At 66.4% G+C, this 2,749-nt stretch carries 2 protein-coding genes; both read right to left on the bottom strand.

What is annotated here, in order from left to right:
• A partial coding sequence (locus tag A5645_RS04725) for an adenylate/guanylate cyclase domain-containing protein (protein WP_436405467.1) occupies positions 1–973 on the bottom strand: 973 nt, incomplete at its 3' end.
• A gap of 82 nt (positions 974–1,055) precedes the next feature.
• Positions 1,056–2,749: LuxR family transcriptional regulator (locus tag A5645_RS04730; protein WP_155767851.1), on the bottom strand; the 1,694-nt coding region annotated here is incomplete at its 5' end.

Consider the following 2,749-nt stretch of genomic DNA (forward strand, 5'->3'; position numbering starts at 1 on the left):
CCCCAGCCAAGAGAGTCGCGAGAAGGGTGGCGCAGGCATCCAGCAGGTGCTCGCAATTGTCCAAAACGATCAGCATGCGCCGCTCGCGCACGAACCGCAGCAGCGTGTCCATCGTCGATCGCCCGGGCTGATCCGGTAAACCCAACGCGCGGGCCACCGTCACCGGCACCACCTCGGCTGCCGTGATCGGTGCCAGATCGACATACCAAACGCCGCCTTCGAATTCGCCCGCCATGCTGGTCGCAACCTGCACTGCCAGCCGGGTCTTGCCGACGCCCCCGGCGCCGGTCAACGTGACCAACCGGTTGCCGGCCAATGCATTTCGCAAGGTCGCGATCTGCTCTCGACGGCCCACGAAACTTGTCAACTGCGCCGGAAGATGATGCGCGGCAATGCCACTCGCTGTACGCAGCGGCGGGAAGTCGTTGCGCAGGTCAGGATGGCACAGCTGCACCACCCGCTGCGGCCGGGCCAGATCGCGCAGCGGGTGTGCACCCAGATCCATCAGCCAGGCACCCTCCGGTAAAGATTCCGCGACCAGGTCGTCGGTGGTTCCCGACAGCACGGTCTGTCCGCCATGCGCCAGGTCGCGCAGTCTGGCCGTGCGATTGATCGTGGGGCCCACGTAGTTGGCCTCGTCGCGCAATCGCACGTCCCCGGTGTGAATACCGATACGCAGCCGGATCGGCGCCAGCGGCGCCCGCTGCAACTCCAGCGCGCAGGCCACCGCGTCCGCGGCGCGGCCGAACGCGATGACGAAGCTGTCACCTTCACCCTGCTCGACCGGCCGCACACCGTCGTGGGCCGCCACCAGCTCGGCCAGCGCCGTGTCCAACCGGGCCACCGCCGCCGCCATGACATCGGGCTGCGCCTCCCACAGCCGGGTCGATCCCTCGACGTCGGCCAGCAGCAGCGTCACGGTTCCGGTTGGCAGTCCAGTCACACCGATCTCACTCCACTCCGTCGTGCTCATGCTAGCCAGCATCTGGTGACGCGGATCGCAAAACATCAGCCAAATTGCCAATGGTCTGTGCGCCGCCTCGCGTACTTGAGCGTCACCCTTGGCGAGCCGCTTCCTGCACCAACTGCACGCGTGAGTTGATACCCAGTTTGGTGTAGATGTGCGTGAGGTGGGCCTGAACCGTGCGGGGCGACACGAACAACCGCGTCGCGATCTCCTTGTTCGCCATGCCTTCGCAGACGAGTCGGGCGACGTCACGCTCGGCCGGCGTCAAGGACCCCCAGCCACTGTCCGGACGCTTGCGCTGGCCGCGGCCACGCTGGGCGTAAGCGATCGCCTCCTCGGGGGAAAGCGTCACCCCTTCGGCCCAGGCGGCGTCGAAGGCAGCCGCTCCCATCATGTTCCGGAGTTCGTCAACCGATGCCGCATACGCGGCCTCGTGAACTCTGAAGCGCACCAGCCCCATCCGCTGTCGCAGGCCGAGTGCCGCGCCGAACAACCGTGCCGCTTCGGGCAGGTCACCATTCCTAGAGGCCACACCGGCAAGGCATTCCAGGATGTCTGGGATGTGCAGGTGAACACCTCGCTCGACGGCACACGCCAGGGCATCATGGGCATCCTGCTCGCCGGCACCAGGTGACCCTGCGGCGAGGGCAATGCGGGCGCGCGCCGACAGCGCTGCCACCAGGTGCCACCCTTTGGCCACCGCGACCGCCGCGTCGGCCAGTCTGCGTGCCTCAATGAAGTCTCCTCGCCCAAGAGCGGCTTCGACGGAGTTGAAGGCGCGCTGCGCAACGCTGGCTTCCGGCTGGATGTCTTTCAGGCGCAACCATACTTCTTCGCCGGCGGTGTACGCCGCGTCGAGGTCACCGGATGCCAAACCGGCCTGGGCGGCATGGGCATAGGCCATTGCGACGTAGAACTCACCAAGATCGACAGCGCCATTCAGCGCGGTGGCAGCGACCTCGGCCGATGCCTCAACATCGCCGTGATAGCCAAGTGACAGACCCCAACCCATCAAGGCGATCGGTTTGAGTAGGTCGTCGTGCGTCCTGTCACAATCGGCTACCACCGCCGCGAATTCGGTGATAGCCGCTGTGACATTGCCGCGCAGCAGCAGCGCCCAGCCCATCCAGAGCCGGCATCCGCGTGAGCTGGCTCGGTCACCGATCAGGTCGGCAATGGCGCGTCCTTCTTCACCCGCCCTGAGCATGGTGTGCGGGTCACCCGTGTTCAGTCCCGTGTTGGCTTGCCAGGTCAGTATTTGACTCAACCGCCACTGGTCACCGGATGCCCGAGCCAAGTCGACTGCCTCGGCATAGAAGGCCGCGGCAGCCTCACCGTCATACGCTGCTCCTGCCATCACCCCGCATGCGGACAGCGTCCGGGCCAGCAGGGCCGGGTCACCGAGCTCTCGGGCGATTTCTACCGCCCGCGCCGCACTCGCAGTTGTTTCGCCGACAAGGAAATTCAGCACGGCCTCATCGGCGAGCGCACGTGCGTGCACGGCCGGTGCAACAGACAAATTGGCTGTCTCCGTGGGAATGACCTGAAACCAGGCGCGGCCCTCCATGACGCGGCCCCGGGATAACCACACCGGCTGGAGCGACGACGCCAGCGCCAATGCTCGCTCGGTGTCGTGGTTTTCGAGGTCCCAGCCAAGTGCGTTGCGCAGGTTGTCCATCTCGGTTTCGACCTGCTCGAGGCGCTGCTCGTAGTCGGTCCGGGCCGGGGCGTCGAGCCGGGCGGCGATCGCGGTGTAGTGGTCGCAATGGCGGGACCGCACCG

The sequence above is a fragment of the Mycobacterium asiaticum genome (assembly GCF_001673635.1).
Classification (GTDB): Bacteria; Actinomycetota; Actinomycetes; order Mycobacteriales; family Mycobacteriaceae; genus Mycobacterium; species Mycobacterium asiaticum_C.